Raw genomic sequence first — 22470 nt, 5'->3', positions numbered from 1 at the left:
CATGCACAGGTCCCAGGAACGCAACAAGCTCTCCAACCCGCGCCGCAGGGTGCTGCAGGCGATTCGGGACCTCGGGGGCGAACACGTCACCATCAACCAGCTCGCCGAACACCTCGGCGGCCACCCCAACGCCTCCCGCGCACACCTGGGCGCACTGGCGGACAGGGGCCTGATCACCGTCGCAGACATCCCGGGGACCGGGCCGGGCCGCCGCCCCCGCGGCCACACCCTCACCGACGAGGGGCGGGCCGCCCTGGACCCGACGGAGGCCAGCAGCATCAGCCTCACCGGCGCCTTCGCCTCCTACCTCGTGCGCACGGGCCACGGCCCGGACGAGGCCCGCGAGATCGGCAGGATGTGGGGAGACTCACAGGCCGCCGGCCTGTCCGGCGATGCGCACGACCCGGTGGAGGCCGTCGTCCGCGTGCTGGACATGCTGGGATTCGACCCGGGTCGCGTCCGCACCGCCGACGGCGAGGCCCTCGTGCTGCGGACCTGCCCACTGATCGGGAACGACCACGACGACCAGGCCTTCCTGTGCGACGTGCACCACGGCTTGATCGACGGCGTGCTGCGCCGGATCGGTGCGGCGGAGGGCCTGACACTGCTGCCGTTCGCCGAGGAGGCCGGGTGCCGCGTCGAGGCCTGCGAGGCCGTCACGGCCTGAGGCCGGACCCGCCACTCACCCCGGCGGCCACTCCCATTAGGATCGGGTCATGGTTGAGATCCGCTCCGAAACAGACAGCATGGGCGCCGTCGAGGTTGCCTCCGATCGTTACTGGGGCGCGCAGACCCAGCGCAGCATCGGCAACTTCCCCATCGGCCGAGACACCTTCGTGTGGGGCCGCTCCATGGTCCGCGCCCTGGGCATCCTGAAGAAGTCCGCCGCCCGCGCCAATGCGGAGCTCGGCGAACTGACCTTGGACCAGACCCAGCTCGACGCGCTCGTGCAGGCCGCCGACGAGGTCATCCGCGGCGAGCTCGACGACCACTTCCCGCTGGTGGTGTTCCAGACCGGCAGCGGCACCCAGTCCAACATGAACTCCAACGAGGTCATCTCCAACCGCGCCATCGAGATCCTGGGCGGCGAGATGGGCAGCAAGTCCCCCATCCACCCCAACGACCACGTGAACCGCGGCCAGTCCAGCAATGACACCTTCCCCACCGCGATGCACATCGCCATCGCACTGGACCTGCACGAACTCCTCTACGAGCAGGTCGGCGCGCTGCGCGAGACCCTCGCCGCCAAGGCCGAGCAGTTCGCAGGCATCGTGAAGGTGGGCCGCACCCACCTGCAGGACGCGACGCCGATCACGTTGGGCCAGGAGGTCTCCGGCTGGGTGGCCCAGATCGACTACGCGCTCGAGCAGGTCCGCCACTCCGAGAAGGGGCTGGCCGATCTCGCCATCGGCGGCACCGCCGTCGGCACCGGGCTCAACGCGCACGCCCGCTTCGGCGCGCGCACCGCCGAGCTCATCGCCGAGGAGACCGGGCTCGAGTTCCGCCAGGCCGAGAACCTGTTCGCCTCCCTGTCCGCCCATGACGCCCTCGTCGCGGTCTCCGGTTCGCTGCGCGTGCTGGCGATGGCGCTGATGAAGGTGGCCAACGACGTGCGCTGGCTGGCATCGGGCCCCCGCAACGGCATCGGCGAGATCACCATCCCGGAGAACGAGCCCGGCAGCTCGATCATGCCCGGCAAGGTGAACCCCACCCAGTGCGAGGCGCTCACCATGGTGGCCACCCGCGTCTTCGGGAACGACGCCACCGTCGGCTTCGCCGGCAGCCAGGGCAACTTCCAGCTCAACGTGTACAAGCCCGTCATGGCGCACGCCGTGCTGGAGAGCATCCGTCTGATCGGCGACGCCTGCACCGCGTTCAACGACAACTGCGCCGTCGGCATCGAGCCCAACACGGCCCGCATCGAGGAGAACCTGGCCAAGAACCTGATGCAGGTCACGGCCCTCAACCCGCACATCGGCTACGACAAGGCCGCCAAGATCGCGAAGAAGGCCCACGCCGACGGCACCTCCCTGCGCGAGGCCGCCCTCGAACTGGGCTTCCTTACCGACGCGCAGTTCGACGAGTGGGTGGTCCCCATGGACATGACCCACCCCCGGGGCCAGTAGCTCGACCTCCCGCGGCGTAGGGTTGGGGCTCCCAACGATTCAGGAGGTCGAGATGGCCGAGAAGAAGCGGGATCCGGGCCCGAGCGTCAAGGACAAGGAGCTCTACGAGGAGCTGCGCGACGAGGGCAACAGCAAGGAGAAGTCGGCGCGCATCGCCAACGCAGCCGCCAACACCTCCCGGGAGGAGGTCGGCCGCAAGGGTGGCGAGTCGGGCAGCTACGACGACTGGACGGTGGACGAGTTGCAGGACCGTGCCGCCGAACTCGAGATCGAGGGCCGCTCCAGCATGAACAAGGACGAGCTGATCGACGCGCTGCGCAACCACTGAGGCGAGCGGCTTCGTGCCTCGGGCGAAGGACCGGTACCCTGTTCGAGTTGGCCCCGTAGCTCAGGGGATAGAGCACCGCTCTCCTAAAGCGGGTGTCGCAGGTTCGAATCCTGCCGGGGTCGCCAACGGCTCACGCCGACCGGGCTTGCCGGATCACCACTCCCACGACGCCTGCGACCACCGCCACGATCCCGCCCACCACCGCTGTGGCCCACATCCAGGGCGACAGTGATGCCAGCAGCGTCGAGGCCGCTTCCCGAGCGACCACGTCGTCGAGGGTGGCGAGCAACTTCTGGAGCGCCAGTACCAGGGCCACGGCCACTCCGGCGGTGACGAGGCCGGCCACGAACAGTGCCTGCGCACGTCGCTCGACGAGCAGCAGCCCGAGGCAGAGTCCCACGACGCAGACCAACGGCAGCCAGGCGGCGGCCAGCACGAGGAGGTCATGTGCGGACTGCGCCAGCACCAGGTCGCGGCTCTGCACCAGGACCACGGTCTCGTCGGTGGCCAGACCGGGTGGCACCTCCACCCCAAACTCCTCCAACTGCGCTGCGAGTGCCTCGACCACGGGGCCGATCCGCATCGCGAGCGTGCCGTCGTCGGACAGTTCGAACTCGGCACTCTCCCCCGCCAGCACGCCCGTGACCTGCGCGTGCACCACCCGGTTCAGCCCGAGCCAGAGCTCGCCGAACCGCTCGTGGCTGAACACGCTCTCCACCGCCCGGGTGACTGCCCTGTCCACGAGTGCCGCGGTCAACGCGCCCGGATCGATGCGGTGCACGATGGCCTCGACGACGCGGCCGCGGACCTCCTGCTGCACGCTCGGCACGGCAGACACCTCGGAAACCACGTCCAAGTAGCGCTCCTGGTCCGTGACGGTCTGTTTCGTCCACACCGCCGCAACCGCCACGGGGGCCAGCACGGCCGCCACCGCCACCAACAGGCCGGCGAGCATCCTGCGCAGCATTCCAGCCCCTTCCGTGCCCCGGTAATGCTGCAAGCGTAGGCGCCGTGGCGAATCGGCGGGGCGGCGCGGGCAGAGTTGTCAGTGGGCTCTGGCATCCTCACGACATGGAGGATCCGGAGCAGAAGCTGACATACGCGGCCGAGGACATGGTGGCGGCCTGGCTCGACGCAGTCGACCACGAGAGCGGCGAGGTGCGGGTGGTGCTGCGCGAAGGGTTGCACGCCCGCGACGTCACCTACCGGCCGGAGCCGGAACTGCGGTTCTCGAGACCTGCAGAGGTGACGAACTTCGTGCACGAGGTGCTGACCCGGTTGCGGCAACAGGCCAAGGGGTTCGGCTCCAACTACCGCGGGCGGGAGCAGGCGGACCTGCAGGTGGTGAGCCACCGCGGCTGGAAGAAGGCCAGCTACCGCGACGGCTTCATCCACCTGCCCGAGCGGGAGAAGGGCGGCGGCTGGGCGCTGCGCGGGCTCGTGGTGCTCCACGAGGTGGCCCACCACCTCAACACCGGCACGCAGGGCGCCATCATCGACAACCACGGCGAGGGCTTCCGCGCCACCCTCATCCAGTTGCTGAAGGACATCGGTTGGGTGGAGATCGCCACCATGCTCCGCGACGCCAACCAGCAAGCGGGGCTGGACCGGCAGGACCCCGTCGACGACGGGATGCTGGCCAAGGTGGGCAAGCTGCTGAGGCACGCGGAGGGCGCCTCCACCGAGGCCGAGCGGGACACCTTCTTCGCCAAGGCACAGGAACTGGCCACGCTGCACTCCATCGAGTTGGCCGTGGCCCGTGCCGCACACGAATCGGGCGAGGCCGCCCTGGCCCCCACCTTCGAGGCGGTCCGGCTGGGGCACCGCGGCAAGCCTTCGAACGTGCGGTTCGTGAACCTGATGCTGGCCGTCGCCAGCGCCAATGACCTGCGCTGCACCATCCGCACGGACAACACCGTCGTAACCCTGTACGGCTTCGGTTCGGACATCCGGGTGGCCAAGACGCTGTACGTCACGCTGGTGCTGCAGATGATCGCCGACGGTGATGCCTACATCCGCTCCGGGGCACACAAGCCCGTCCACGGCCGCACCGCCCGGGTGGCGTTCTACGAGGGCTGGACCACCCGGATCGGCGCCCGGCTCCGGCAGGCCCGGCGAGCGGCACGGGTCGCTCGGGAGGACGCCACCCGGGCCTCCGAGCCACGACAGGAGGCTCCTGGGGCCACGGTCCCGACGTCGACCGAACTGGCCTTGGTGGCCAAGGAGGTGGAGGTCAGTGACTACTTCGACAAGATGAAGCGCACCCACGGGGTCTCCGGCACGTGGCGCGGCTCCGGGGAGGTGACCGACGGCCACTCGCTGTGGCGGGGCTGGGACGCCGCCGAGCGGGCCCGGCTGGGTGCGGCGCAGGAGCTGGCGGCTGGTTGAGCCGTGGGAAACGGCAACATCCCGCCCCCGGGGCCGGGGGCGGGATGTGGTGCGGTGGAAGCTGCGGGGCTCAGCCCTGCGCGGCCTCCTCCTTCAGCTTGTCCATGTCGAGTTCCTTGATCTGCTCGACGAGGCTGTCCAGCTGCTTGCCGTTGAGGAGTCCGGACTGGCGGAACACGAGCGCGCCGTCACGGAAGCCCATCAGAGTGGGGATGGACTGGATCTCCAGCGCGGCTGCGATCTCCTGGTTGGCCTCGGTGTCGAGCTTGGCGAAGACGACGTCCTCGTGACGCTCGGATGCCTCGTCGTAGATCGGCGAGAAGCGCTGACAAGGGCCGCACCAGTCGGCCCAGAAGTCGATGAGGACGACGCCGTTGCCCTCGATGGTGGAGGCGAAGTTATCCTTGGTCAGGTCAGTGGTCGACACTTGCGCGACCCCCTTCTGTTGAAGTCTCTTGGTTCGTCATCCTCAACGCTACCCGGCCCGGAAAAATTCCACAGCCCTATTTGAGGGCGACGATGCGCCGCATGGGCAGCGGCACCCGGAACGGCTCCGCCTCGGCCCGTGCGGCGAGAAACTCGAGCGCCGCGGAGGAGCGCGAGCGGTCTGGGGCCTGGCGCAGCCCCGCCAGCAGGAACTCGGCGTCCTCGCGCGAAGCCACCTCGTAGTGGTAGCGGGAGCGGGAGTCCTCCACCTTCTTCAGTCCGGCCTCGGCCAGCATCTTCTTGGCGCGGAACTCCGAGAGGCCCGGCAGTTGCGGCGTGACGCGCAGGTAACCGGCGAGCTGGCTGGAGATGCGCAGGTCCTCGGCGTTGAAGGGCCGCAGCGACGGCGAGAGTGCCGCGAACACTCCCCCGGGTCGCAGCACGCGGGCCGCCTCCTTCAGGAACCGCGCACGGTCCGCAACCACCCCGAGGCCGAGGCTCGTCACCACGGCGTCGAAGCTGTCGTCTGCGAACGGGAGGTAGCCGACGTCGGCCCGGACATAGGTCCCGGGGCCGGCCGCCCGCGCTGCTTCGAGGTTGGCGTCGGAGAGGTCCACCCCCACCACTGTGCGGTCCGACTTCACCAGCCGCCTGGTGAGGGCTCCCGTGCCGCAGGCCAGGTCGAGGACCTTGGTGGCTGAGTCCGCGACGGCTCGCGCCAGCCAGCGGTACGGATCATGGTCGCCGCCGTGAGAGTGCTCGAGCACCCATTCCGAAGCACCGGGACGGCGTGAACCGTACCAGCGGACCCCGGAGGCGGCCTCGCTCATGCGGCCGCCTGCGCGACGAACAGTTGCTCGGCGGTCTGGGTGGAGATGAACAGGGTCTGTGTGCCCACCGTCAGTTCTACGCCTCCGACGACGTCCTTGGCGGTGAACGCGACGCCCGGCCGCAGCCCGATGGCTGCGATGCCCTCGATGGTGTCTGGGTTGTTCTGGACGTTCTCGCTCATGCGCTCCAGCCGTGCGGGCGCGTTGCCGTGGGTGGCGACGTGCTCGGACAGCGGGATGACACCGCGCCGGAACGGGACCTGTTGCGCGTCGACGCCCAGCTCCTTCAGCCCGGGGATGGGGTTCCCGTACGGGGAGAAGGTGGGCGAGTCGAGGATCTCGACAAGGCGACGCTCGACGTCGAGGGAGATGACGTGCTCCCAGCGGCAGGCCTCCTCGTGGACCTTGTCCCATTCGAGACCGATGACCTCGGTGAGCAGGCATTCGGCCAACCGGTGCTTGCGCATCACGTCGCGGGCGAGCTTCGCGCCGGTGGGCGTGAGCTTGATGTGGCGGTCCTCCTCGACCACCAGCAGTCCGTCACGCTCCATCCGCGCAACGGTCTGCGACACGGTCGGACCGGACTGGTGCAGGCGCTCTGCGATGCGCGCACGCAGGGGCGGCACGCCCTCCTCCAACAGTTCGTAGACAGTGCGGAGATACATCTCCGTCGTGTCGATCAGGTCACCGCTCATGGCTCTTCGACCACCTCCGGGGGCAGTCTAGTCCGAACCGTCGGAGCGGCGCCGGGGAATCAGAGCGCCACGGACCGGGCCCACTCCAATTGTCAGAGGTGGGTGACACCATCGATTCATGGACACCACAGCGCACCTGCTGGCCGAGGAACTGGTGGCGACAGACCACCTGGCCCGGCTCGCACGTGCGCGCCGGATCATGCTCGTGGCGGAGCTCGCCACCAACTACGACGTCACCGTCGACGACGTCATGCCCGTCCTGGCGGACCGCGGGGTCAAGCTCGGTGCGGGGGCTCCGGAGGTCTCCGAGTACGTCAGCCTCGAGGTTGCAGGGCTCCTGGGAATCTCGACGAACGCTGCCGCAGGCCTGATCGCCGACGCGGTGAGCCTTCGCCACCGTCACCCGGGCATGTACCGAGACATGATGGATCTCGAGCTGGATCCGGACCGGGCTCTCGCCGCTGCCCGGAAGTGCCATGACCTCCCCGCCGAGGTCGCCGAGGAGGTCACCCGCAAGTGGCTGAAGGTGCAGCACCGCCACGGCTGGACCGGGGCCATGAACCAACTCGCGAAGCTCATCATCAACCTGGATCCAGAAGCCGCGGCGAAACGGGAACGAAAAGAGCGAACCCAACTCGGGGTGCACGTCTGGGGCCTGTTCCAGGGCACCATGAACCTCACCGGTCGGCTGGCGGTGCTGGACGCCCACCAGCTCGACGCCGCCGTGCAGCAGTTCGCGGAGCTCCTGCGCAGCCAGCATCCCGACGAAACCCTGGAGGTCCTCCGCGCGAAGGCGCTCGGGGTGCTCGCCAACCCGGCACAAGCCCTGGCGATGCTGCAGCGGGAGGCCCAGCCCGAACTGTTCGAGGACGAGAACGGCTGCCTCGGCCACCTGTGCGGCACCATCACCACGCCACTGCACAAGCTGCGCCCCCGGATCGGAATCGCCGTCCATCTCCATGTCGACGCCCTCGGCAAGTTGGAGGGTGCCGCCAGGGTCGAGAAGGCGGGACACGTCACCGTCGCCACGCTCGCCGAAGCTTTGAAGGGCATCGACGTCACCGTCCGCCCTGTGATCGACCTGAACGACGTGCCCGCCGAGGACCAGTACGTGCCCTCGGACTCCCTGCGAACGGCCGTGGGGTTGGCGGCCCCGAACGAACTGTTCCCCTTCTCCTCCCGGGCCACCGGGCTGGACCTGGACCACACCGTGGCCTTCAAGCGAGCCAACGGCCCAGGCCAGACCCGTCTGGGAAATCTTGCTCCACTCAGCCGCCGGGCGCACCGCGCCAAGACCGCCGGGCTGTGGAAGGTGGAGCAGCCAGACTCGATGCTGATGCTCTACGAGTCACCGCTCGGATACCGCTACTCGGTGCATCCGCGGAAGGGGACACGTCGAGTAGTGGAATCACCGAGTGCCAAGTGGCGCCGGCTGGCCCGGGAGCAGAAGCCGATGACCATGGCTGAACTCCGCGGTCGGCTGCCCCGGGTCCCCGAGGAACTGCTGGCCCGGATGAGGTCGGGGCGTGCGGTCAAGCGGGGACGCGCCGGCCACGGCGGATGACCGCGTGGAGCGCTCCGCCGTCGTCGACGAGGCACAGGTCCGCGAAGCGGCCTGGAGCCAGCTCGCCGACGTCGCCGAGGCCGTGCCAGCGGGCGGGGGTGGTGGCGCACATGATGGCGGCCTCCTCGAGGCTGCAGTCCACCTGCTGCACCAGGTACTGGAACGCGCCGGCCATCGTGAGGGTGGAGCCGGCGATGGCGCCCTGGCTGCCGTCGTCGGTGACGAGGCGGGCGGTGCCGGACTTCACCTCGACGGGCAGCGCCCCGAGGATGTAGTGGCCGTCGCCCAGACCGGTGGCGCTCATGGCGTCCGTGACCATGGCGACGCGGTCCACGCCGGCGGCGTCGATGGCCATGCGTGCGATCACCGGCGCGTGGTGGACGCCGTCGCAGATTAGCTCCACCATGCAGCGCTCGTCCGTGAGCAGGACGGGCACGGGGCCGGCCTCGCGGTGGTGGATGGAACGCATGGCGTTGAACAGGTGCGTCACCAGGTCCGCGCCCCAGTCCAGGGCGTCGCGGGTCTTGGCCTCGTCCGCGTCGGAGTGGCCGAACGCCACCTTCACTCCGGCCTCCCTGAAGCGGGCGATGGCCTCGCGGGAGTGGTTGCGCTCGGTGGCCATGGTGACCATCTTCAGCGCCGGCCCCCCGGCCTCGATCAGGCGTTCGACGGTGGCGGGGTCGGGATCGATCAGGAGGGCCGCGTCGTGGGCGCCCTTCTTCTCCGGGGCCAGGAAGGGGCCCTCCAGGTGGATGCCGCCCAACTCACCGGAGTCGTAGAGGCCACGCAGCACGCCCACCTGCTCGACGATGTCGTAGACGGAGGCTGTGACGGTGGAGCCGAAGACCGTGGTGCTGCCGTTGCGCAGGTGGTACGCCACCGCGCGGCGGTTGGCGTCGGCATCCGGGTTGCCGAAGCTCACGCCGTCGGCGCCGTGGCAGTGCGTGTCCACGAAGCCCGGCACCGCCACCAACGACGCGAACTCGCCCGAGACGCTCGCCGCCTGTTCCACCGCGACGATGCGGCCGTCCTCGACCACCAACACCGCGTTCTCGATGACGCCCTCGGGCGTGACCGCACGCCCAACCTCGATCCGTTCAGCCATGCGCCCATCCAACCACCCCGCTGCCCGACGCGGGAACACCGGGTCAGCGGAACTGATCGGGAGCAGTCAGCGCCAGCACAGCGTCGGGTCCACTCCCTGCCCGGTGACCATGTTCGGTGTTTCCTCCCGGAAGATCGGGATGCACATGTCCTCGGTGAGCAGACGCCGGGTGGTGCCGTCATCGGATCCCAGCAGGCGGCAGCCGTCCACCCTGAGGAAGAGGTCATGCACCCCTGAGGCGTCCAGGACGTGCACCACCACGCCACTGGTGGCGCCGTAGCCCTCGATGCAAGTGTCGGGGTCTCCCCCGGTGCCCTCCGGGGCGGCGGCTGCGGCTGCCGCGAACGCGGACGCGTGCTCTCCCACGAGCAGTCGCGATCCCACCAGCAGAGACCCCCCAGCCCGCTCCTCGTAGCGGCAGAGCCCGATCTCCAGCACTGCTTCCGCTTGCGCGACCTCCCACGCCGGCGAGGGCCGGGCATCGATGTCGGTGATCGGCGATCCGGGTGTGCATCCGGCTAGATCCCGCTCGAAGGTGACCGCGGAACCGGTGATCTCCTCGGCGAGCACCCGGTCCTCGTCGGACGGGTCCGAGGTGAGTGTCACCACCACTTCGGTGTCGCCAACCGCGGATGAGACCTGCTCCGTGAGTGGTGCCCCCGGTTCCGCACCGGACCGTAGCCAATCGAGGTGCATCTGGACCCACTCCGGGCGGAACTCCCCACAGTCGATCGCCGCCACCACCCCCTGCGGGGAACTGACGAACGGGGCCTCTGGGACGTCCGGCTCGGACTTGGCGTCGATGCACCACGCCGAGCTGGCCCAGGCGTAGCCGCTGTAGGCCCATGCCTCAGGAACCTGCACCGCCACGTCATACCGCGACACCCACTTCCACCCGTCTTGGGGCGCGGGGAGGCCGCTGAGCGTCGGTTCGGTCTCCTCCACCACCGGCGGTGACGTCGTGTCCGCGGGGAGCGCAATGTCGCCGTTGCCGTCGAGCAGCAGCCAGAGCGGCACCCCCAGCCCGACCAGCACGACGGCCGCCGCCGCCAGCCATTGGATTGGTCTGCGGTGGCGCCTGGGCGGCCCCACCGTGCCGAGCGGGACGTCTGCCTGCTCCTCGAAGGCGTCGCGAAACGCCTGTTCAGCTCGATCGCTCATCGGTGATCCTCCTCGTCGAGGCGCTGCCGGAGTGCGGTCAGCGCACGGTGGACGTGTGAGCGGGCGGTTGCCTCCGGCATGCCGAGCAGTTCGCCGATCCGGGCGAAGTCCAGGTCCTCGTAGAACCGGAGCACCACTGCCGCGCGTTGCGGCATCGGCAGTTCCCGGCACAGCTCCCAGGCGACGACGCGGTCGGGCACCCGCTCCACGGCCGCGGGAGCGGCCGGTTCCTTCTCCAGCGACACGGTCTGCAGCCGGCGTCGGCGTCGTCTGGAGATCACCTCATTGGTGACCGACCGGGTTGCGTAGGCGTCGACCCCGCCGTCGCGATGGAGCCGGTCGAATTTGGTGAACATGCGGCTGTAGACGTCCTGCACCACGTCGCGGGCCTCCTCGCGATCCGCGCACAGCAGGTAGGCGTACCGGAGCAGGCGGGACTGCGAGGCCGAGACCCAGTCGTCGAACGCCGTGCTTCCGCTCATGCCCCTCCTCAACGCGGCCTGTACCGGTTTCGTTGCAGCGGTGACCACATCCAATCAGGCGAGCAGGCCCGGCAGGGCCACCAGCGCGGCGAAGACGCAGGGAACGAAGACGGCGAGGGCCCAGTCCGCCGCGGTGAGGGGAACCGGTCGGTGGATGGTCCGCGGACCGGCGCGGAGTCCTCGGGACTCGAGCGCCAGCGCGATCTGCTCCGAGGCCCGGATGGAGCCCACCAGCAGTGCGAACGCTGCTTGGGAGAACTCCCTGGGCCCGAACCGGGCGCGACCCTTCCCGTTGCGCGGCGCCCGCACCGACTGCGCCGCGCGGATGGTGCCCCATCGGGCGGGCATGGTCTGCAGCATCCGGTGGCCGGCCAACAGCGGATAGGCGAGACGTGGGCCCAGGTGGGCGTGCTGGACGAGGCTCACCATCAGGTCGCGGGGCGGTGTGGTGGCGATGAACGCGATGCTCAGTACGCCGATCACCAGCCCACGAAGCGCCAGCGCCAGGCCGATGACCAGTCCGTTCTCCGGACGGCTCATCCAGTTCACCGCCACCAGCCCGATCCCGAACAACAGGAACGGGACGTGCCCCAGCAGCAGCGTCCGCACGGACACCGCACGGCAGGCCAGGATCCCGGCAACGGCAGCTGCGTAGAGGAGTCCGAGCACGCGCAGGTCGAACAGGAACAGGTTCGCGAACGAGACCACGAACACCAGCACCAGCTTCACCGTCGGGTTGCGGCGGTGCAGCCAACCCGTCGTCGCGGGGAGAGGGCTCATGCCGCCACCTCCCTGCCCAGTGCGCCGACCCGACGGTCCACGGCCTGCAGTAGTGCCCGCAGCTCGGCGTCGTCCGCGCAGGCGCGTGCGACTTCCACCAGCCGGGTGGTCGGCCTGAGCGCGGCGCGATGCAGCAGGTCGGGGTCCGTGAGCAGTTCGCGCGGAGTGGTCTGAGCCACCACGGTGCCGCCTGCCACGACGACGACGCGGTCCGCCGTCGCTGCCACGGAGCGGAGGTCGTGGCTGGAGAACAGCACTCCCCCGCCGTCGTCGGCCACCTCTCGCAGTGCGTGCATGACCGCGACCGTGGCGTGCCGGTCCAGCCCGAAGCCGGGCTCGTCGGCCAGCAGGAACGGGCGTCGGTGGGCCAGCATCGCCGCGAGGCTGAGCCGCCGCATCTGGCCACCGGAGAGTTGGTGCGGGTTGTGCTCGGCCAGGTCGGCCAGGTCGAAGCGCACCAACAGGTCCTGCACCCGCTCCTCGCTGCCCGCGGCGAGGCCGAAGCCCACCTCGTCGCGGACCGTGTGGGCCTGGAACTGGTCGGCCGGGTTCTGGAACACCAGCCCCACCTGCGGCCCCCGGACCATTCCCGCGAGCGGTGGGTGGAGACCGGCCAGACAGGTCAGGAGCGAGGACTTGCCCTGCCCGTTGGCCCCCAGCAGGGCCACCACCTCGCCGGGCGCGATCTCCAGGTCCACGTCGCGCAGCACCGCCTCCCCGCCCCGGCGGCCGCCCGCCGCCACGGCGAGGCCCCGTGCGAGCAGAGGTGTGGGAGGCCCTTCGAGGCTCGCTGCCGCTCGCACCTCAGGGCAACTGGCTCGGGCAGTCTCGGGAGGCACGATGCGCTCCTCCAGCTCCGCGGGGAGCCAGCAGCCGGCGGTCAACAGTTCGGCGACGGTGTGATCGTCGAGGGTGGCGGCCTCGCCGTCGAAACGGATCCGCCCGGCGCGGTCGACGACGATCCACCGCGCGGGCAGTCCGGCCAGACCGGCCTCGCCCGCGTACTCGTCCATCCGGTGCTCCACCAGCACGACGGCGGCCCCGGTCCGGCGCCGGACCTCTGCGACGGCGGCACGCACCCCGTCGATCCCGGCGGCGTCCAGCATGGACGTGGGCTCGTCGAGCAGCAACAGCCGGGGGCGGGCGACGGTGGCGGCGGCGATCGCGATCCGCTGCAGTTCCCCGCCGGAGAGCTCCGCGGTCCGACGCCCGGCGAGGTGGCCCGCCCCGGCGGTGGCGAGCGCGTCGGCCACCAGCCCGGGGATCCGGGACGGCTCCTCGCACAGGTTCTCCAGCGGGAAGGCGAGCTCGTCGTCGACGTCGGTGAGGCACACCCCCGAGGACGGGTCCTGCCCCACCACGCCGACGACGTCGGCCAGACCCGCCACGCCCACCTCCGCCACGGGCCGCCCCACCACGACAACCGAGCCCGTGACGGACGCGTTGATCGCGCCGGGGACCGCGCCGTGGAGGGTGCGCAGCAGCGTGGACTTGCCGGACCCCGACGGGCCGAGCACCAGCACCTCCTCGCCCGCCGTGACGGTGAAGGTGGCGGGCCCCACGCCGAGACCGGAGGGGAACACCACCTCCACCTGGTGCAGTTCCACGAGCGGGTCAGCGCTCACGGCGCACCACCTCGGCCGGAGCGTCGTCGCGGGCGATCCGGAAGTTGGCCAACACGCCCGTGGCCTTGAGGGCATCGACGAGCACCTTCGCGAGCAGGCCACCCAGGATGACGCCGGAGGCGGCCTGCATCCCGAACCGCAGCCAGAAGATGTTCTGCCCGTACCAGCCGGAGCGGAAGGCACTGTAGAAGAAGACGATGGAGGCGCCGAGCAGCCCGGACAGGGCGTAGGTACCCCAGCCGAAGCGGCGGTACCGGCCGATCGCGAACGCCAGTTCGCTGCCGAACCCCTGCAGGGCGGCCGCGATCAGCAGCGTCGGGCCGGCCGGCGATCCCAGGAACACGAACTCCACAACGGATGCGAGGATCTCCGCGACGATGCCGACGCCCGGTCGGCGGATGATGGCAATCGCCAACGGTGCCACCAACAGCCAACCCCCGAACAGGACGTGCTGGGCAACGTCGCCGGCGGGGCCCATGGCCACGGCGAGGGCGTTCCACGCCTGCACCAGCACCCAGTACAGGAACCCGAAGGTGACGCCGAGGACCACCATGAGCACGATGTCGCGCAGGGGCAGGGCTGCGCGCCCCTCGTCACGCCGCAGCATCGGCGTGGCTCGGGCTGTTGACGGAGATGCTGAGGTGCGCGACGACGTGCTGGACGCTGCGCCCCACCATCGTCCAACCTGCGACGACGGTGCCCAGGATGGTGCCCAAGTCACCCTCCAGTCGGGTGACGAAGTGCTCCGAGCCCCGGAACGTGCCCTGATCGCGGGCGAGTTCGATGGCCGCCTCGATGTCTCGCATGTGGTCCGGTTCCACTCCCGCGCGGACGTCGTCGGCCAGTGGGTAGAGGGCCCACTCGGCCGCAGCCCAGGCCCCGACTTCGCGGCCCGATGATGTCTCGACCGCACGTGGTCCGGCACCGCCCGGCAGTTCGCAGACCACCTCTCCCGGGCAGCCGCGGCTGAGCAGGACCGTGATGGCCGCGTGGTGCCCGGTGGCTGCGATGGCCGCGGACAGGTCCGTGAGCCACGCCAGCAGGTCCTCCTCCGGGCCACCCGCCCAGGTGCTGACGTCTCCGGTGCTGATCCGAAGGCCGCGTGGGTCGACGTCGCGCAGTGCGGTCAGGATGACGTCGGCGTAGTCATCGCTCATCACGGCGACACTGACCCTGGCCCCCACTCCGAAGCGCAGCGGGTCTGCTGTGAACTCGTTTGGCATTTTGCCCTTTCCGTGGACTTCGCACGGAGGGCGGGGTTGCCCGAGATCCAGCAGATGAGGCTGGTCGCTCCCTGCGCTGGCATGATCCAGATCAGGTTCTACGGTCGGAGTTGGAGTACTCCCTCTCAGCCCAGCTCACTGGACTCCCGTGCGTTGCCCACGCTAGCAGGCGTGACCAGTAGGAAGTTCCTTGTCCACGCCCCAGGACAAGGTTGTGACCAGCGCTCGCGACTCGCCGGTCGGGCTGCACAGCTATACAGGCCCCCAAGCGTGTCACGAGCCCCTGTCACACCTAGGCTGACCACATGACCTTCCACGCGCTGCTGACGAACGAGAATGCCGGCCGGACCACCACGGAACTGGTGGAACTCACCGACGCCGACCTGATGCCCGGTGACGTCACCGTCGATGTCGAGTACTCCACGCTGAACTACAAGGACGCGCTCGCGGTGACGGGCGCGGGGAAGATCATGCGGCAACACCCGCTGGTCCCGGGCATCGACTTCGCGGGCACCGTGGCCGAATCCGACGACGAGCGCTTCCGTCCCGGGGACAAGGTGGTGGCGAACGGCTGGGGGCTCAGCCAGACCCACCACGGTGGCCTCTCAGAGCGGGCTAGGGTGCCGGGCGACTGGCTGGTCCCGCTCCCGCAGGAGTTCAGCACGTTCGACGCCATGGCCATCGGCACGGCCGGCTACACCGCCATGCTGTGCGTCCTGGCGCTCGAGCACGGCGGCCTCACCCCGGACTCGGGTGGCGTCCTGGTCACCGGCGCGGGCGGTGGTGTCGGGTCCATCGCGATCGCCGTCCTGGCCGGGCTCGGGTACCGGGTGCTCGCGTCCACCGGACGTCCCGAGGAGTCCGACTACCTGACCGGACTGGGCGCTGCCGAGGTCATCGACCGCGCCACCCTGTCCGAACCGGGCAAGCCGTTCGCCCGGCCCAGGTGGGCGGGCGCCGTCGACACCGTCGGCAGCCACACCCTCGCCAACGTGCTGGCCGCGACGGACCGCGCCGGGGTGGTGGCCGCGTGCGGCCTGGCGCAGGGCAACGACCTGCCCACCACCGTGCTGCCGTTCATCCTGCGTGGCGTGACGCTCGCGGGAATCGACTCGGTGGAGGCGCCGCAGGAACTCCGCCGGACGGCATGGCAGCGGCTGGCCCGCGACCTCGCCCCGGCCAGGCTCGCCCGCACCGCCAGCACCATCGGCCTCGCGGAAGTGCCGGCCACTGCCCAGCAACTGCTCGACGGCAGGGTCCGCGGCCGCACGGTGGTGGACGTCCGGGCCTGACGGACGTGTGTCCCGGGGCGCCGCCGGGGCGTGAGAGAATCGGGCGCGTGATCACCATTCCCGAAGAGTTGCTGCCCGCCGACGGTCGCTTCGGATCCGGACCCGCGAAGGTCCGCCCCGAGGCCCTGGACTACCTCGCCATGCGTGGCGACGTGATGGGCACCTCCCACAGGCAGGCGCCCGTGCGTGACCTGGTGGCCGCCGTCCAGCACGGCCTCGCCGAGCTGTACTCCATCCCCGAGGGCTACGAGGTGGTGCTCGGCAACGGCGGCTCCACCCTGTTCTGGGACCTGGCGGTCAGCTCGCTGGTGGAGAAGCGGTCCGCGCACGGCGTGTTCGGGGAGTTCTCCAAGAAGTTCGCGAAGGCCAGCGCGGCAGCGCCGTTCCTCGACGAGCCCAGCATCTTCGAGGCCCAGCCCGGCTCCGCCGCGGTCCCGGAGGCCACCGACGCCGACGTCCACGCTTGGGCGCAGAACGAGACCTCCACCGGCGCCGTCGCGCCCGTGACCCGCATCGGCGACGGCCTGGTGCTCGTGGACGCCACCTCCGCCGCCGGCGGCATGGAGGCCGACATCTCGCAGACCGACGCCTACTACTTCGCACCGCAGAAGAACTTCAGCTCCGACGGCGGCCTGTGGTTCGCGTTCGCCTCACCGGCCGCCATCGAGCAGGCCGAGCGCATCGCGGCCACCGGTCGTTGGGTCCCCACCAGCCTGGACTTCCTCACCGCCGTGAAGAACTCCCGGCTGCACCAGACCCTCAACACCCCCGCCGTGGCCACGCTGTTGCTGATGGAGGACCAGATCAACTGGATGCTCGGCCGGGGCGGCATCAGCGCCGTCGCCGAGCGCTGCCGCACCTCCTCGGGGATCCTGTACGAGTGGGCCGAGGACCGCGAGTTCACCACCCCCTTCGTCGCCGACCCGGATCACCGCTCCCCCGTCGTGGCCACCATCGACTTCGCCGACAGCGTCGACGCCAAGGAACTCTCCACGGTGCTCCGCGCCCACGGCGTCGTCGACGTCGACCCCTACCGGGCACTGAACCGCAACCAGCTCCGGATCGCCTGCTACGCCTCCGTGGAGCCCGACGACGTCCGTGCACTCACGCAGTGCATCGACTTCGTGGTGGGAGAGCTGGGCAAGTAGCGCGTCACGCCCTTCGAGGCTCGCTGCCGCTCGCACCCCAGGGCAACTGGCACCAAGTTTCCCTGAGGTACGGGGACGCAGTCACCGCCTCGAAGGGTCAGTCTCGGCTGAAGAACACGATCGCGCCGGCGGCCAAGGCCACGACGAGGGCGCCCGCCAGCGCGATCAGCGTGCCGCCGCGGGAGACGCCGTCGGAGCCGGTGTCGCCGGGGTCCGCGGGTGCCTCGGCGGTGCCGGTGGCGGAGGGCGCCGCGGTGGGATCCGCGCCGGGATCGGTGGTCTCACTCACCTCGGGGCTGGGCGACGGCGGAGCGGGCGTGGCTGTGGTGTGGCCCTCGGGCAGCGCCTCGTCGCGGAGGACTCCCCCGGCACCCACCAGCATCCGACCCTCGCCGAACTGGGTGATGGACTCACCCTCGGGCGCACCCTCGTAGGTGACCGAGGCCTCCACCTCCCAGCTGAACGCGTTGATCACCTCGACGCCGGTGGCGGTGCGCACCAGCATGGTCTCGCCGTCGGCGAGGAAGGTGGCGTCGGTGACGCCCTCGGGCGCGTCCGCGGCCCGGAACAGGGTGTTCACGCGCTCGCGGGACGGGTCCAGGTCCGCCCCGTAGATGCCTGCGTCGGCACCGGTGGTGATGAAGTAGAAACGGCCCCGTCCGGAGATGAGGAAGGCGGTGGCGTCCTGCGCGCCGTCGGGGTACGCGAAGTCCCAGGCCCGATAGCTCTGCTGGCCGTCCTCGGGGTTGACGGCGAACACGGTCACGAACTCGCGGTCCGCAGCCGGGTCACCGATGTCTGCGATGTAGAGCTGGCCGTCGTCGTGCGCGAGGCCCTGCACGGACTCGGGGTCACCGGTGAAGGTGACCTCTCCCGTCGCGGTGCCGTCGGCGCTGAGCAGCTGCACGGCATCCGGCGCGGCGGCGGCACTGACGAAGAGGGTCTCCGAGGCATCGTCCCAGGCGAGCCCCACCACCTCGGTGGTGGCGCCGAGGTCGATGTCGTCCGCCTGGGCCAGGGCCGGGACGGCGGTGACCAGCAGACCGAGCGAGAGGGCAGCGGCGAATCGGCGGAGCGTCAACATGTTGTCGGCAAGAATACTGCCTCACGCGGGTTGCAGCAGCACTCCCCACACGAGCACCACAAGCACCAGCGCCAACAGCACGCCGGAGACGATCAGGCGTCGGGTTCTCGGATTCACAGTCCCGAGCCTACCCGCGCGGATAATGTGGCCCCATGCACACGCTGCGCCTGTTCGCAATCAGCATCGACGCCGTGCGTGACATCTTCGGCGCCGATCAAGCCCTCGCCGAGCGCCTCCGCAAGGTGGCCGCCAACCATTTCGCCCCACCCGAACGCCCGAAGCCGAAGGGCATCCTGGGGCTGTTCCGCAGGGACCGGGAACTGGAGGTGGACGCGTCGCAACCGATCGCCTCCGACGTCGAGGCGCTGCTCGCCGGCGGGCACCTCCCGCCGGACCGCACCCGCCAGGGTTGGCTGCTGCTGCTGGCCTGGCTCGAGGACCTCAGCGCCGCGCACGGGGTGATGGTGGTGGACGAACTGGACACGCTCGAGTTCGACCTGGCCCGCGCCGGCCTCCACAGCGACAACTCGCTGCGCAACCTGGCCGCACGCCAGCTCGGCACCATCCTGCGGCCGCTGCCGGGCCAGACGGTCGGCTACGCCAAGCACGTCACCGCGGTCGCAACGCTCGACGCGCTGACCGCCCTGCGGCAGAGCGCCGACGACGAGTTCACCGCCGCGCTGGCCAGGACGGAACCCGTGGCCGACCTGCTGGCGGTGGTGGCGTCCGGACCGGACCTCGACGTCGTGGTGGTCGAGGTCCCGCCCGAGGAGACTACGCCGGGTCGATGACCACGACGAGGTCGCCGCCGTCGAGCTGAGTGGTGCTGGGCAGCACGACCCGCGAGACCACACCGTCGACGGGGGCGTTGATGGCGGCCTCCATCTTCATGGCTTCGATGGTGGCGACGGGCTCGCCCGCCTTCACCTCGGCGCCCTGCTCGACGGTGACCGTGACGGCACCGGCGAACGGTGCGGCGACGTGGCCCTTGTTGCCCGGGTCGGCCTTCTCCGCGGCCGCCACCTCGGACTCCAGGGAGTAGTCCCGCACCCGAACCGGCCGCAGCTGGCCGTTCATCAGCGTCATCACGGTGCGCTTGGCGCGCTTGTCCGGCTCACCGATGGCCTCGAGCCCGAACAGGAGCTGGACGCCCTTCTCCAGCTGCACGACGTACTCGGAGCTGCTGTCCATGCCGTAGAGGTAGGGCACCGTGGGGATGACGGAGATGTCGCCGAAGTCGTCGCGCTTCTGCTGGAACTCCTTCGTGGGGCCGGGGAACAGGAGCCGGTTCAGGGTCTCCTGCCGCTCGCGGCCGGGCTCGGCGAGGATGGCCAGGTCCTCCTTGGACACCTCGTTCTCGCGCACCTTGCGTCGGCGGCCACCGACGGCCTTGGTGCGGAACGGCTCCGGCCAGCCACCGGCCGGGGCGCCCAGCTCACCCTCGAGGAAGCCGACGACGGAGTCCGGCAGGTCGAACTTCTGCGGGTCCGCGGCGAACTCCTCCGGGTCCGCGCCGACGGCCACCATGTGCAGCGCGAGGTCACCCACCACCTTGGACGACGGCGTCACCTTCACGGGGCGGCCGAGGATCTTGTCCGCCGCGGCGTACATCTCCTCGATCTGCTCGAACTTGTCACCCAGGCCCAGCGCGATCGCCTGCTGGCGCAGGTTGGACAGCTGGCCGCCGGGGATCTCGTGCTCGTAGACGCGGCCGGTGGGTGCGGGCAGCCCGGACTCGAACGGCTGGTAGACCTTGCGGACCGCCTCCCAGTAGGGCTCGAGCGCGAGCACCGCAGCCGGGTCCACGTCGGGCTGCTGGTCGGTGCCCTCGAGCGCCATGATCAGCGCGGACATCGGCGGCTGCGACGTGGTGGAACTCATCGCCGAGTTGGCGACGTCGACCGCGTCGACGCCCGCCTCCACGGCCGCGACGAGGGTGGCGATCTGGCCGCCCGTGGTGTCGTGGGTGTGGAGGTGGATGGGCAGGTCGAAGCGCTCGCGCAAAGCGCTCACCAGCTTGGCGGCCGCCCTCGGGCGCAGCAGCCCGGCCATGTCCTTCAGGCCCAGGACGTGCGCGCCGGATTCCACGATCTCCTCCGCCAGGCGCAGGTAGTAGTCGAGGGTGTAGACGCTCTCCTTGGGGTCCAGCAGGTTGGAGGTGTAGCAGAGCGCCACCTCCGCCACGGCGTTGGTCTCGCGAACCGCGTCGATGGCGGGGCGCATCTGGTCGACGTCGTTGAGGGCGTCGAAGATGCGGAAGATGTCGATGCCCACCTCGGCCGCCTCGGCCACGAAGCCGCGGGTGACCTCCGTCGGGTACGGGGTGTAGCCGACGGTGTTGCGGCCGCGCAGCAGCATCTGCAGGTTCTGGTTCGGCATGGCCTCGCGCAGCTTCGCGAGCCGCTCCCACGGGTCCTCGCCGAGGAAGCGCAGCGCCACGTCGTAGGTGGCCCCGCCCCAGCACTCCACGGAGAACAGGTTGGGCAGCATCCGTGCCTGGTGGGGTGCTACGGCGACGAGGTCACGGGTGCGCACCCGGGTGGCCAGCAGCGACTGGTGGGCGTCGCGGAAAGTGGTGTCGGTGATGCCGACGGCCTTGGTCTCCCGGAGCTGGCGTGCGAATCCCTCGGGGCCGAGCTTGAGCAGCTGCTGGCGGGCGCCGTCGGGCACGGGGGTGGACAGGTCCACGTCGGGCAGCTTGACCGAGGGCTCCAGCTTGGTGGGGGCCTCGCCGTGCGGCTTGTTGACGGTCATCTCACCCAGGTAGCGCAGCAGCTTGGTGCCACGGTCGGCCGGGGTGCGGGCCGAGACCAGCCACGGCCGCTGGTCGATGAAGGACGTGGTGACGTTGTACTCGACGAAGTCCGGGTCCTCGAGCACCGCGCGCAGGAACGGGATGTTGGTGGCGACACCGCGCACCCGGAACTCGGCCAGCGCGCGCTTGGCGCGGGACACGGCCATCGGGAGGTCGCGGCCGCGGGTGGTGAGCTTGACCAGCAGCGAGTCGAAGTGCGGGCTGATCTCCACGCCGGTGCCGGTGGTGCCGCCGTCGAGGCGGACGCCGGCGCCGGAGGCGGAGCGGTAGGCCTGGATGAACCCGGTGTCCGGGCGGAAGGCGTTCTGCGGGTCCTCGGTGGTGATGCGGCACTGCATGGCGACGCCTCGGATCTCGAGTTCGTCCTGCACGATGCCGATCTCGGCCAGGCTCTCTCCCCCGGCGAGCCGCATCTGGGCCTGCACGAGGTCCACGTCGGTGATCTCCTCGGTCACCGTGTGCTCCACCTGGATGCGCGGGTTCATCTCGATGAACACGTGCTCACCGGCCCGCTCGCCCTCGGTCTCCACGAGGAACTCAACGGTGCCGGCGCAGAAGTAGTTGATGGACTTCGCGAACTTGACCGCGTCGGAGGTGAGGGCGGCGCGCAGTTCGTCGCTGATGTTGGGGGCGGGCGCGAGCTCGATCACCTTCTGGTGGCGACGCTGGATGGAGCAGTCCCGCTCGAACAGGTGCACGACGTTGCCGTCGCGGTCCGCAAGGATCTGGACCTCGATGTGGCGGGGGCCCGAGACGGCCTGCTCGACGAACACGGTGGGGTCACCGAAGGCGGACTCGGCCTCGCGCATCGCGGCGCCGAGCTCGTCGGCGAACTTCGCCGCGTCGTCGACGCGCCGCATGCCCCGGCCACCGCCACCGGCCACGGCCTTGATGAACACCGGGAAGCCGATCTCGGCGGCGCCCTTCTTGAGCTCCTCGACGTCGGTGGAGGGCGGGGTGGACTTCAGCGTGGGGACGCCGGCCCTCCGGGCGGCCTCCAGGGCACGGACCTTGTTGCCGGCCATCTCCAGCACCTCGGCGGACGGGCCGACGAAGGTGATGCCCTCGCGCTCGCACGCGGCGGCGAGCTCGGGGTTCTCAGAGAGGAAGCCGTAGCCCGGGTAGATGGCGTCGCTGCCGGACTCCTTGGCGACGCGGATGATCTCGTCGATGTCCAGGTAGGCCCGGACCGGGTGGCCCTCCTGCCCGATCAGGTAGGACTCGTTGGCCTTGACCCTGTGGTCGGCGTTCCTGTCCTCGTAGGGGAACACCGCCACCGTTGAGAGGCCGAGTTCAACGGCTGCACGGAATCCACGGACGGCGATTTCGCCGCGGTTGGCCACTAGAACTTTCGAGAACATGCGCGTCAGCCTACCGGCCAGTGGCCCGGCGGCCCTC

Annotated in this window: 21 protein-coding genes, 1 tRNA gene and 1 riboswitch; of the genes, 9 read left to right on the top strand and 13 right to left on the bottom strand. The window is 70.2% G+C overall.

The window, feature by feature from the left end:
* Nucleotide 1 precedes the first annotated feature (1 nt).
* The 4 genes from ACYU7G_RS10990 (at nucleotide 2) to ACYU7G_RS10975 (ending at nucleotide 2579) form a co-directional block, all read left to right on the top strand.
* Nucleotides 2-667: a helix-turn-helix transcriptional regulator gene (locus tag ACYU7G_RS10990; protein WP_461107732.1), complete on the top strand. Its 666-nt coding sequence runs from the start codon at nucleotides 2-4 to the stop codon at nucleotides 665-667.
* Nucleotides 668-716: 49 nt separating this feature from the next.
* Complete coding sequence (fumC, locus tag ACYU7G_RS10985) at nucleotides 717-2126, top strand: class II fumarate hydratase (RefSeq protein ID WP_461107730.1); 1410 nt, start codon at nucleotides 717-719, stop codon at nucleotides 2124-2126.
* A 52-nt stretch (nucleotides 2127-2178) separates the two neighbouring features.
* The gene (locus ACYU7G_RS10980; RefSeq protein ID WP_461107728.1) at nucleotides 2179-2454 is read left to right on the top strand and encodes a DUF7218 family protein; all 276 of its coding nucleotides are present in this window, start codon (nucleotides 2179-2181) and stop codon (nucleotides 2452-2454) included.
* 49 nt (nucleotides 2455-2503) lie between these two features.
* A tRNA-Arg gene (locus ACYU7G_RS10975) sits at nucleotides 2504-2579 on the top strand.
* A gap of 5 nt (nucleotides 2580-2584) precedes the next feature.
* Here ACYU7G_RS10975 and ACYU7G_RS10970 read toward each other — a convergent pair.
* Nucleotides 2585-3421, bottom strand: coding sequence for a hypothetical protein (locus ACYU7G_RS10970; protein WP_461107726.1), 837 nt, complete (start codon nucleotides 3419-3421; stop codon nucleotides 2585-2587).
* Between the two features lie 104 nt (nucleotides 3422-3525).
* On the opposite strand from ACYU7G_RS10970, the gene ACYU7G_RS10965 reads away from it, so the two are divergent.
* Nucleotides 3526-4842, top strand: coding sequence for a DUF7168 domain-containing protein (locus tag ACYU7G_RS10965; protein WP_461107724.1), 1317 nt, complete (start codon nucleotides 3526-3528; stop codon nucleotides 4840-4842).
* A gap of 70 nt (nucleotides 4843-4912) precedes the next feature.
* On the opposite strand, the gene trxA is transcribed toward ACYU7G_RS10965, so the two are convergent.
* From trxA to ACYU7G_RS10950, 3 genes are all read right to left on the bottom strand, one after another.
* Nucleotides 4913-5269: a thioredoxin gene (gene trxA / locus ACYU7G_RS10960; RefSeq protein ID WP_461107722.1), complete on the bottom strand. Its 357-nt coding sequence runs from the start codon at nucleotides 5267-5269 to the stop codon at nucleotides 4913-4915.
* Nucleotides 5270-5345: 76 nt separating this feature from the next.
* Entirely contained in the window at nucleotides 5346-6098 is a 753-nt protein-coding gene (locus ACYU7G_RS10955) for a class I SAM-dependent methyltransferase (RefSeq protein ID WP_461107720.1), read from the bottom strand.
* The gene (locus ACYU7G_RS10950; protein WP_461107718.1) at nucleotides 6095-6793 is read right to left on the bottom strand and encodes a metal-dependent transcriptional regulator; all 699 of its coding nucleotides are present in this window, start codon (nucleotides 6791-6793) and stop codon (nucleotides 6095-6097) included. The genes ACYU7G_RS10955 and ACYU7G_RS10950 overlap by 4 nt, the downstream gene beginning before the upstream one ends.
* Nucleotides 6794-6911: 118 nt before the next feature.
* Here ACYU7G_RS10950 and ACYU7G_RS10945 point away from each other — a divergent pair, with 118 nt between their 5' ends.
* Complete coding sequence (locus ACYU7G_RS10945; RefSeq protein WP_461107716.1) at nucleotides 6912-8357, top strand: 13E12 repeat family protein; 1446 nt, start codon at nucleotides 6912-6914, stop codon at nucleotides 8355-8357.
* On the opposite strand, the gene ACYU7G_RS10940 is transcribed toward ACYU7G_RS10945, so the two are convergent.
* The 7 genes from ACYU7G_RS10940 to ACYU7G_RS10910 all read right to left on the bottom strand — a co-directional run bounded on the left by ACYU7G_RS10940 (nucleotide 8326) and on the right by ACYU7G_RS10910 (nucleotide 14733).
* Nucleotides 8326-9462, bottom strand: coding sequence for an N-acetylglucosamine-6-phosphate deacetylase (locus ACYU7G_RS10940; protein WP_461107714.1), 1137 nt, complete (start codon nucleotides 9460-9462; stop codon nucleotides 8326-8328). The two genes, ACYU7G_RS10945 and ACYU7G_RS10940, sit on opposite strands and share 32 nt — an antisense overlap.
* Before the next feature lie 66 nt (nucleotides 9463-9528).
* Nucleotides 9529-10623, bottom strand: a complete 1095-nt coding sequence (locus ACYU7G_RS10935) for a hypothetical protein (RefSeq protein ID WP_461107712.1) — start codon at nucleotides 10621-10623, stop codon at nucleotides 9529-9531.
* Nucleotides 10620-11105, bottom strand: coding sequence for an RNA polymerase sigma factor (locus ACYU7G_RS10930; protein WP_461107710.1), 486 nt, complete (start codon nucleotides 11103-11105; stop codon nucleotides 10620-10622). Before ACYU7G_RS10930 ends, ACYU7G_RS10935 begins: the two co-directional genes overlap by 4 nt.
* 54 nt (nucleotides 11106-11159) lie before the next feature.
* Entirely contained in the window at nucleotides 11160-11885 is a 726-nt protein-coding gene (locus ACYU7G_RS10925; protein WP_461107708.1) for an energy-coupling factor transporter transmembrane component T family protein, read from the bottom strand.
* Entirely contained in the window at nucleotides 11882-13510 is a 1629-nt protein-coding gene (locus ACYU7G_RS10920) for an ABC transporter ATP-binding protein (RefSeq protein WP_461107706.1), read from the bottom strand. The genes ACYU7G_RS10925 and ACYU7G_RS10920 overlap by 4 nt, the downstream gene beginning before the upstream one ends.
* On the bottom strand, nucleotides 13500-14117 hold the full coding sequence (locus ACYU7G_RS10915; RefSeq protein WP_461107704.1) for an ECF transporter S component: 618 nt from the start codon (nucleotides 14115-14117) through the stop codon (nucleotides 13500-13502). The genes ACYU7G_RS10920 and ACYU7G_RS10915 overlap by 11 nt, the downstream gene beginning before the upstream one ends.
* A complete protein-coding gene (locus ACYU7G_RS10910; protein ID WP_461107702.1) occupies nucleotides 14104-14733 on the bottom strand; it encodes a YkoF family thiamine/hydroxymethylpyrimidine-binding protein in 630 nt (209 codons plus the stop codon). The genes ACYU7G_RS10915 and ACYU7G_RS10910 overlap by 14 nt, the downstream gene beginning before the upstream one ends.
* 51 nt (nucleotides 14734-14784) lie before the next feature.
* Nucleotides 14785-14893: riboswitch (TPP riboswitch) on the bottom strand.
* A gap of 145 nt (nucleotides 14894-15038) precedes the next feature.
* Between ACYU7G_RS10910 and acuI the strand changes: the two genes are divergently transcribed.
* Complete coding sequence (acuI, locus tag ACYU7G_RS10905; protein WP_461107700.1) at nucleotides 15039-16025, top strand: acrylyl-CoA reductase (NADPH); 987 nt, start codon at nucleotides 15039-15041, stop codon at nucleotides 16023-16025.
* On the top strand, nucleotides 16022-17173 hold the full coding sequence (serC, locus tag ACYU7G_RS10900; RefSeq protein ID WP_461109573.1) for a phosphoserine transaminase: 1152 nt from the start codon (nucleotides 16022-16024) through the stop codon (nucleotides 17171-17173). The genes acuI and serC overlap by 4 nt, the downstream gene beginning before the upstream one ends.
* Nucleotides 17174-17270: 97 nt before the next feature.
* Here the strand turns inward: serC and ACYU7G_RS10895 are convergent, their stop codons facing one another.
* On the bottom strand, nucleotides 17271-18257 hold the full coding sequence (locus ACYU7G_RS10895) for a hypothetical protein (protein WP_461107698.1): 987 nt from the start codon (nucleotides 18255-18257) through the stop codon (nucleotides 17271-17273).
* 152 nt (nucleotides 18258-18409) lie between these two features.
* Here ACYU7G_RS10895 and ACYU7G_RS10890 point away from each other — a divergent pair, with 152 nt between their 5' ends.
* Nucleotides 18410-19048 (top strand): hypothetical protein, encoded by a 639-nt coding sequence (locus ACYU7G_RS10890; protein ID WP_461107696.1) that lies wholly within the window; start codon nucleotides 18410-18412, stop codon nucleotides 19046-19048.
* Here ACYU7G_RS10890 and ACYU7G_RS10885 read toward each other — a convergent pair.
* Entirely contained in the window at nucleotides 19032-22433 is a 3402-nt protein-coding gene (locus tag ACYU7G_RS10885) for a pyruvate carboxylase (protein ID WP_461107694.1), read from the bottom strand. The two genes, ACYU7G_RS10890 and ACYU7G_RS10885, sit on opposite strands and share 17 nt — an antisense overlap.
* Nucleotides 22434-22470: the final 37 nt, after the last annotated feature.

It is taken from the genome of Tessaracoccus terricola, from assembly GCF_054776555.1.
This window is presented reverse-complemented; position numbering and strand designations above follow the sequence as displayed.

Coding starts and splice junctions, on each gene's coding strand:
- ACYU7G_RS10990 (WP_461107732.1), top strand. CDS start 2: ATGCACAGGTCCCAGGAACGCAACAAGCTCTCCAACCCGCGCCGCAGG.
- fumC (WP_461107730.1), top strand. CDS start 717: ATGGTTGAGATCCGCTCCGAAACAGACAGCATGGGCGCCGTCGAGGTT.
- ACYU7G_RS10980 (WP_461107728.1), top strand. CDS start 2,179: ATGGCCGAGAAGAAGCGGGATCCGGGCCCGAGCGTCAAGGACAAGGAG.
- ACYU7G_RS10970 (WP_461107726.1), bottom strand. CDS start 3,421: ATGCTGCGCAGGATGCTCGCCGGCCTGTTGGTGGCGGTGGCGGCCGTG.
- ACYU7G_RS10965 (WP_461107724.1), top strand. CDS start 3,526: ATGGAGGATCCGGAGCAGAAGCTGACATACGCGGCCGAGGACATGGTG.
- ACYU7G_RS10955 (WP_461107720.1), bottom strand. CDS start 6,098: ATGAGCGAGGCCGCCTCCGGGGTCCGCTGGTACGGTTCACGCCGTCCC.
- ACYU7G_RS10950 (WP_461107718.1), bottom strand. CDS start 6,793: ATGAGCGGTGACCTGATCGACACGACGGAGATGTATCTCCGCACTGTC.
- ACYU7G_RS10945 (WP_461107716.1), top strand. CDS start 6,912: ATGGACACCACAGCGCACCTGCTGGCCGAGGAACTGGTGGCGACAGAC.
- ACYU7G_RS10940 (WP_461107714.1), bottom strand. CDS start 9,462: ATGGCTGAACGGATCGAGGTTGGGCGTGCGGTCACGCCCGAGGGCGTC.
- ACYU7G_RS10935 (WP_461107712.1), bottom strand. CDS start 10,623: ATGAGCGATCGAGCTGAACAGGCGTTTCGCGACGCCTTCGAGGAGCAG.
- ACYU7G_RS10930 (WP_461107710.1), bottom strand. CDS start 11,105: ATGAGCGGAAGCACGGCGTTCGACGACTGGGTCTCGGCCTCGCAGTCC.
- ACYU7G_RS10925 (WP_461107708.1), bottom strand. CDS start 11,885: ATGAGCCCTCTCCCCGCGACGACGGGTTGGCTGCACCGCCGCAACCCG.
- ACYU7G_RS10915 (WP_461107704.1), bottom strand. CDS start 14,117: ATGCTGCGGCGTGACGAGGGGCGCGCAGCCCTGCCCCTGCGCGACATC.
- ACYU7G_RS10910 (WP_461107702.1), bottom strand. CDS start 14,733: ATGCCAAACGAGTTCACAGCAGACCCGCTGCGCTTCGGAGTGGGGGCC.
- acuI (WP_461107700.1), top strand. CDS start 15,039: ATGACCTTCCACGCGCTGCTGACGAACGAGAATGCCGGCCGGACCACC.
- ACYU7G_RS10895 (WP_461107698.1), bottom strand. CDS start 18,257: ATGTTGACGCTCCGCCGATTCGCCGCTGCCCTCTCGCTCGGTCTGCTG.
- ACYU7G_RS10890 (WP_461107696.1), top strand. CDS start 18,410: ATGCACACGCTGCGCCTGTTCGCAATCAGCATCGACGCCGTGCGTGAC.
- ACYU7G_RS10885 (WP_461107694.1), bottom strand. CDS start 22,433: ATGTTCTCGAAAGTTCTAGTGGCCAACCGCGGCGAAATCGCCGTCCGT.